The sequence below is a fragment of the Piscinibacter defluvii genome (assembly GCF_004011805.1).
GTDB classification, from domain to species: Bacteria; Pseudomonadota; Gammaproteobacteria; order Burkholderiales; family Burkholderiaceae_C; genus Piscinibacter; species Piscinibacter defluvii.
Map to the genome: position 1 here is coordinate 1 of NZ_RCHJ01000060.1, position 5,733 is coordinate 5,733.

Below are 5,733 nucleotides of genomic sequence, written 5' to 3' on the forward strand. Positions count from 1 at the left end.
ATCATCCGTCCCGCGGGCCAAGTGCCTTCCCGGCGCCTGCGCCTCAGCTCAAACGTTAGGCCGCGCAACAAGGCATACCTCCGCCGAGCTACTCTTTGGGCGGCTCCTTGCGTGAGACTCGAATCAAGACCATCCCCAGGCCAACTGCTATCAGTCCGTAAACTATCTGCTCCGGACCGCTGCTCTCGTACGTCCACGATGTCGCAGGAATCGGTTCGCCAGAGATCGTGTGCAGAACGCCCTCAAGCATCATCCACCCGCCAAGGCAAAAGAAGACTGCCGCACCAATCAGCATCATCCGATCTGGCTTGCGTGGCTCAGGCATTCTTCGATCCTAGCGACATCGACATGCGGAACCTACCACGACTAGGTTCGCGTACAACGGTGCGAGTTCTGCTATTCGCCGTAGGGGGCTTCGGCGGCAAAGTTGGCCATGCCCGCTGCTCCTCGGGCCGTCGTCACGCTGGTTATGGCACTTTTGGGCGGCATCCTCCTGCGGGCACTCCCGGGCGCTCAAACAGCGCGGCCTAACCCTTCGCTCGAGGCGACCCTCCACGGCTTGGCACTTGGGCCGCGAGGCGCTCGCTGGCATCATGCACCTCGCGGCCCAAGCGCCAATCCGCGGCGGTCGCCTCAGCTCAAACGTTAGGCGTCGAGAGCAACACTTGGGTGCGACCGCGGATCTACAAATGACCTTCCCGTTCAGCCCCGCGCTTCTTGATCTTGTCGAGTGTGGCCGCCGCTTCCAGAAGCCGGTCGCTACGAGCAAGTTTTCGACTCCGGTTGTATTACTTGCCGATGGAGTCGTCGCGCGCCATCAGTCCGAAGGCGAACTACTTGGTATCAGGCTTTGCCTGGCCCACAGTCTTGGAACCCTGGAGTGGAACGAAGGAAGCCGGCTCCTCCCATCAACTTGCCGGTTGACGCCCGTGCCAGCTGACTCTCAATACCGCAATCTGTTTCCGGACTCCGTGATCGCCACCACCCTTTTGTATCGTGATGCGCTTGACGAATCCGTATCTGGCATGCGCCGCAAAGTGCTGTCCGAGTTCACGCAGGGCCTCGAGTGGGCTTGTTCTGCAGTAGAGCGAATGGGACTCACCGTCATGCTCCATGAAGCTCCAACACTGCCCACCGAGAAAGTCGCCTCGTATATTCGGTAGTCCTTGGGCTGCACGACGCCTAACCCTTCGCTGGAGCGGGACCTCCACCGGCATGGCACTTGGCCCGCGAGGCGGTTCAGGTCATCATCCACCTCGCGGGCCAAGCGCCATCCCGGTTCCGGCCCCTCAGCTCAAACGTTAGGCGGCACAGGCAAAGTCCGAGCCCTTCCTTCATCCGGTGCAACTTCGTGAGCTACTTGCCCATTCGGCTTGCGCCTGGGGTGGACCTTCGGCGCGCCCTCGAAGAGAAGGCTAGCCAGCTTCCCACCAAGTCAGCCTTCGTCTTCGCTGGCATCGGCAGCCTCTCGGCCGTCAGCATCCGGTTCGCCGCAGCCGAAAGGGAAACTCTGCTGAGCGGGTCCTTCGAGCTCGTCACTCTGTCCGGTACCTTGTCCGCAGCCGGCGCACATCTGCACATGAGCGTATCCAGCGAGTCCGGCCAAGTCGTCGGTGGCCACGTCGGCTATGGCAACGTCGTCAGAACAACAGCCGAAGTCTTGCTTGTCTCGCTCGAAGGTTGGTCACTTACCCGCGCTCGTGATCCAGCTACTGGGTACCAGGAGCTTCAGGTCAAGCCAGCCAGCGGTGGCACGAGTGCCGCCTAACCCTTCGCTCGAGGCGACAGCCACCGGCTTGGCACTTGGCCCGCAAGCCCGTGGTTCTTATCATCGGGCTCGCGGGCCAAGCGCCAACCCGGCGTCTGCGCCTCAGCTCAAACGTTAGGCGTCACGAGGAACACCGATGGTTGTCCGCGTTGTAAGGCTCGGCACGACAAGAGCGGAGAACGAGGGCCTCCGTATCGGAACGGTTCGTCGTCCTCCGCGTGGCGTTCCCAAAGCTGATTTCGCGAGCCAGAACTGGTACGACGTCTGGTTCCCCAATCTTGCGCCTAGCGTCGAAACCATGAAGCTTGGGCAGGAAGCCGAGACTCCAGCCCAATGGTCCGCGTTTGTTCGCAGGTACCGAGCGGAGATGGCTACACCCGAGAACAGCCATTCAATCAGCCTCCTCGCCGCGCTGTCACAGCAAACCAACTTCTCCGTCGGCTGCTACTGCGAGCGAGAAGAACACTGTCATCGATCAGTGCTTCGAGAGTTGCTTGCTTCCGCGGGCGCCAAGTTGGAACCTCACGGTCGCTGACACGCGGTGACGCCTAACCCTTCGCTCGAGGCGACCCTCCACGGCTTGGCACTTGGGCCGCGAGGCCGTGGTGCATATCGTCGGCCTCGCGGCCCAAGCGCCAAGCCGCGGCGGTCGCCTCAGCTCAAACGTTAGGCATCACAGGGCATTGCCGTGCGCGTAGTCAACGTCCACGAACGCAGTTTCCGCTGTAGCCCAGAACAGGCCGCTCCGCTTCTGGATTCGCTGTCCTCGCCACAGGATTTGCTCTGGCCATTGAAGCACTGGCCGAGAGTGCGCTTGGACAAACCTCTCGGACTTGGTGCTACCGGAGGCCACGGACCGATCCGCTATTTCGTCGTTGCCTACGAACCGGGCAAGAAGATCACCTTTGAGTTCACCTCGCCGCGGGGCTTCGTGGGCAAGCACTGGTTTGAGGTCTGTGGCAATGGCACGTCTGGAACCACGCTCCGGCACACGATCGACATGTCGCTTGTCGGTTCCGCACTCTTGTCTTGGCCTATCGCCATTCGTCCCCTCCACGATGCGCTCGTGGAAGACGCCCTAACGACCGCCCAGATAGTTCTCGGCGAGCAACCAACTCCAGTGCCGTGGTCACCCTGGGTCCGGCTTCTCCGCCGGCTCGTCGGTCGTCGTGGTCAGCGGCGCAGTGATGCCTAACCCTTCGCTCGAGGCGACCCTCCACGGCTTGGCACTTGGGCCGCGAACCCGTGGTGCATATCATCGGTCTCGCGGCCCAAGCGCCAATCCGCGGCGGTCGCCTCAGCTCAAACGTTAGGCGTCAGACGGGCCATACTGTGCCTCGCAAAAATCATTCTGCGCGAAGGTGTTGCATGAGCACTCATTCCCATGGCGCGGTCTTGGCCGAGTTGAAGCGCCTCTCAGACGAGTTCTTCCACGCCGTGTCGTTCAAGGCTGGAGCGAAGCCGTCCTATTCCAAACTCCACGAGCTGTTCATCGAACCCGGACTGCTCATCAAGAACAGCGGGCCGGCGCCCGAGATCTCGACGGTCCAACAATTCATCCTCCCTCGCCAGGCTTCGGTGGACGCAGGAGAACTGACGCGCTTCCACGAAGCGGAGATCGCGGAAACAACAGAAGTCTTTGGCAACGTGGCTCAGCGCTTCAGCGCCTACATCAAGTCCGGCACTCTGAAGGGAGTGTCGTTTGAGGCGCGAGGCATGATCTCCACGCAGTTCATCCTCACGCCGGGCGGTTGGAGAATGAGTTGCATGGCCTGGGACGACGAGCGCCCCGGGCTCAAGTTGCCAAAGCACTACGAGCCTACAGAGTTCGGCTCGGCCACGTAGATGGCTTGCACTGCCACGCGATGACGCCTAACCCTTCGCTTGAGCGGACCTCCACCGGCAAGGCACTTGGCCCGCGAAGCGGTGTGGTCCATCATCCGCCTCGCGGGCCAAGCGCCTTGCCGGTGGCGTGCGCTCAGCTCAAACGTTAGGCGTCGCACAAACCACCCGAGGCGCGCGCATGTGTCGGAATATCAGAACCCTGTTCAACTTCGATCCACCAGCGACGGAGCTCGAAATCCGCGACGCATCGCTTCAGTTCGTTCGCAAGCTCAGTGGATTCAATGTCCCGAGCCAGGCGAACAAGGAGGCGTTCGATCGCGCGGTCGAAGAAGTCGCCAGTTCCGCCAGAACTCTGATCGCCTCGCTTGTCACGTCTGCTCAGCCGCGCATCCGCGAGGTCGAGGCAGCCAAAGCCCGGGAGCGTTCCCTTGTTCGCTTCGGGTCGAGGCCCAGTTGAAGCCGCATCGTGAGCGAGTCGTTCGAAGAACTGCCAAACCTGGGTCCAAAGTCCAGGGTCATGCTGCAGCAAGCCGGCATCACGACGTTCGCACAGTTGCACAATCTCGGCGCCGTCGCCGCGTTCAGCAGAGTTCGTCGCTCAGGGGCCAATGCCACCCTCAACCTGCTCTGGGCGCTTGAGGGTGCGCTCACTGGGCTGCCGTGGCAGGCAGTTGCCAGGGAACATCGCACAAGTCTTCTCCTCGCTCTGGAGCAACATGAACGCGACGACGCCTACCCCTTCGCTCGAGCGGACGGCCAACGGCATGGCACCCTGGCCGCGAGGTGCTGAGGTACATGTTGCACCTCGCGGCCAGGGCGCCATGCCGTCGTCCGCCGCTCAGCTCAAACGTTAGGCGTCGCAATCGCCGTCCGCTGCCATGCGAAGCGAGATCTCGGTCCTGCTCTACCCTGGTTGCATCTTCTTCGAGGTGGCTCTCGCCGTCGAGGTTTTGGCGCCGCGCTACGAAGTGCGCTACTACTCGCCCGATGGAGCGAACCATCTCTCCTCCAACGGCGCCACCATCGTCGCGCACGGCAACTACACCGATCTCGAAGCCGCGCAGTCCGTAGCCTTGCTCGTACCGGGTGGCGATCCCGGCAGCATCTTGGTGCCAGACAACTTGGCGCGTCCCTGCCTAACCACGGCGTACGAACGCTCGGCGCTGATCGCCGGCATATGCGCTGGAAACCTGGTCATCGCTGCATCGGGCCTACTTCGCGGTCGCCGTGGCACGCACAACTACACGCCGAAGTACGCATCGGCCGAGCAGGTCGAAACCGCCGCACCCTACTGGGACGGAATGACATACGCGCACGCAGATCTCGTACACGATGGCTCAATCGTCACCGCCATGCCCTGGGCCTACCGGAAGTTCGCGTCACGGCTCGGCCACCTGCTTGGAGTCCTATCGGAGTCAGAAGCAAGTGCTCTCGAGAGCTACGTCGTGCGTCGAAGCATCAACGACGCCTAACCCTTCGCTCGAACGGACCCTCTCCGGCAAGGCGCCTTGGCCGCGAGGCGGTGGAGGCCTATCATCCGCCTCACTCAGCTCAAACGTTAGGCCTCGCGACCAACCAATGTGCCGCCCTGCCCTGCTCGTCGTAGCACTGGCACTTTCGGTCCTGCGCGCCCAAGCGGACGAACGGCGGAACTGGTTTGACGATCCGTTCTTCCAGATCACGTCCGACGTGCCACAGTGCGCAGAGCCGGCGGGTCCGCGAGTCACCGAGGCAGAGCGTCAGGCTCAATCGCATCGTCGTGCCGAGAAGGGCACCACGTGCTGGCTGGCCAAGGAGGAAGGTTGCGAACGGGCGAACGCCTACTCGTACGACCGTGACATCGCCTCCGAGATCAAGGTCGCCGTCCGCACCAAGGCCAAGTTTCCGGGTACATCGCTCTGGGTCACCGTGCAAGGTCGCGTTGTCTACGTCGAGGGCTGCGTGTCCAGGGAGTCTCAGGCGCAAGAAGTCGAGGCATTCGTCAGGAGCATGCCGTACGTTCAGCAGGCCGTCGCCATCGTGAGCTCCGCGCCTGGCTCCAAGCCGCCCTACAAGCCTTTCGTCAGCAGGTAGCCGGCACGCTAGCGAGGCCTAACCCTTCGCTCGAGAGGGACCTCCGC

The 5,733-nt window shown here is 62.4% G+C and carries 9 protein-coding genes; all 9 read left to right on the top strand.

All coding sequences use genetic code 11. The features are described 5' to 3' along the window. Window positions 1-689: 689 nt before the first annotated feature. The 9 genes from D9C15_RS32425 to D9C15_RS32465 all read left to right on the top strand — a co-directional run bounded on the left by D9C15_RS32425 (window position 690) and on the right by D9C15_RS32465 (window position 5,686). On the top strand, window positions 690-1,163 hold the full coding sequence (locus D9C15_RS32425; protein WP_128003590.1) for a hypothetical protein: 474 nt from the start codon (window positions 690-692) through the stop codon (window positions 1,161-1,163). A 188-nt stretch (window positions 1,164-1,351) separates the two neighbouring features. Further along, complete coding sequence (locus D9C15_RS32430; protein ID WP_128003591.1) at window positions 1,352-1,768, top strand: PPC domain-containing DNA-binding protein; 417 nt, start codon at window positions 1,352-1,354, stop codon at window positions 1,766-1,768. 136 nt (window positions 1,769-1,904) lie between these two features. Then, window positions 1,905-2,303, top strand: coding sequence for a DUF488 domain-containing protein (locus D9C15_RS32435; protein ID WP_128003592.1), 399 nt, complete (start codon window positions 1,905-1,907; stop codon window positions 2,301-2,303). Window positions 2,304-2,582: 279 nt separating this feature from the next. Beyond that, entirely contained in the window at window positions 2,583-2,963 is a 381-nt protein-coding gene (locus tag D9C15_RS33815; protein ID WP_240668682.1) for a hypothetical protein, read from the top strand. A 173-nt stretch (window positions 2,964-3,136) separates the two neighbouring features. Then, entirely contained in the window at window positions 3,137-3,613 is a 477-nt protein-coding gene (locus tag D9C15_RS32445; protein ID WP_128003594.1) for a hypothetical protein, read from the top strand. Window positions 3,614-3,791: 178 nt separating this feature from the next. Continuing rightward, complete coding sequence (locus tag D9C15_RS32450) at window positions 3,792-4,070, top strand: DUF2277 domain-containing protein (protein ID WP_128003595.1); 279 nt, start codon at window positions 3,792-3,794, stop codon at window positions 4,068-4,070. A gap of 9 nt (window positions 4,071-4,079) precedes the next feature. Further along, window positions 4,080-4,403, top strand: coding sequence for a TfoX/Sxy family protein (locus D9C15_RS32455; protein ID WP_205854970.1), 324 nt, complete (start codon window positions 4,080-4,082; stop codon window positions 4,401-4,403). Window positions 4,404-4,491: 88 nt separating this feature from the next. Continuing rightward, the gene (locus D9C15_RS32460; RefSeq protein WP_128003596.1) at window positions 4,492-5,085 is read left to right on the top strand and encodes a DJ-1/PfpI family protein; all 594 of its coding nucleotides are present in this window, start codon (window positions 4,492-4,494) and stop codon (window positions 5,083-5,085) included. A gap of 106 nt (window positions 5,086-5,191) precedes the next feature. Beyond that, entirely contained in the window at window positions 5,192-5,686 is a 495-nt protein-coding gene (locus D9C15_RS32465; RefSeq protein WP_164886961.1) for a BON domain-containing protein, read from the top strand. Window positions 5,687-5,733: the final 47 nt, after the last annotated feature.

What these genes read in the sequence shown, in the direction of transcription:
- D9C15_RS32445 (WP_128003594.1), top strand. Translation starts at nt 3,137, where the DNA reads ATGAGCACTCATTCCCATGGCGCGGTCTTGGCCGAGTTGAAGCGCCTC.
- D9C15_RS32425 (WP_128003590.1), top strand. Translation starts at nt 690, where the DNA reads ATGACCTTCCCGTTCAGCCCCGCGCTTCTTGATCTTGTCGAGTGTGGC.
- D9C15_RS32450 (WP_128003595.1), top strand. Translation starts at nt 3,792, where the DNA reads ATGTGTCGGAATATCAGAACCCTGTTCAACTTCGATCCACCAGCGACG.
- D9C15_RS32460 (WP_128003596.1), top strand. Translation starts at nt 4,492, where the DNA reads ATGCGAAGCGAGATCTCGGTCCTGCTCTACCCTGGTTGCATCTTCTTC.
- D9C15_RS32465 (WP_164886961.1), top strand. Translation starts at nt 5,192, where the DNA reads ATGTGCCGCCCTGCCCTGCTCGTCGTAGCACTGGCACTTTCGGTCCTG.
- D9C15_RS32435 (WP_128003592.1), top strand. Translation starts at nt 1,905, where the DNA reads ATGGTTGTCCGCGTTGTAAGGCTCGGCACGACAAGAGCGGAGAACGAG.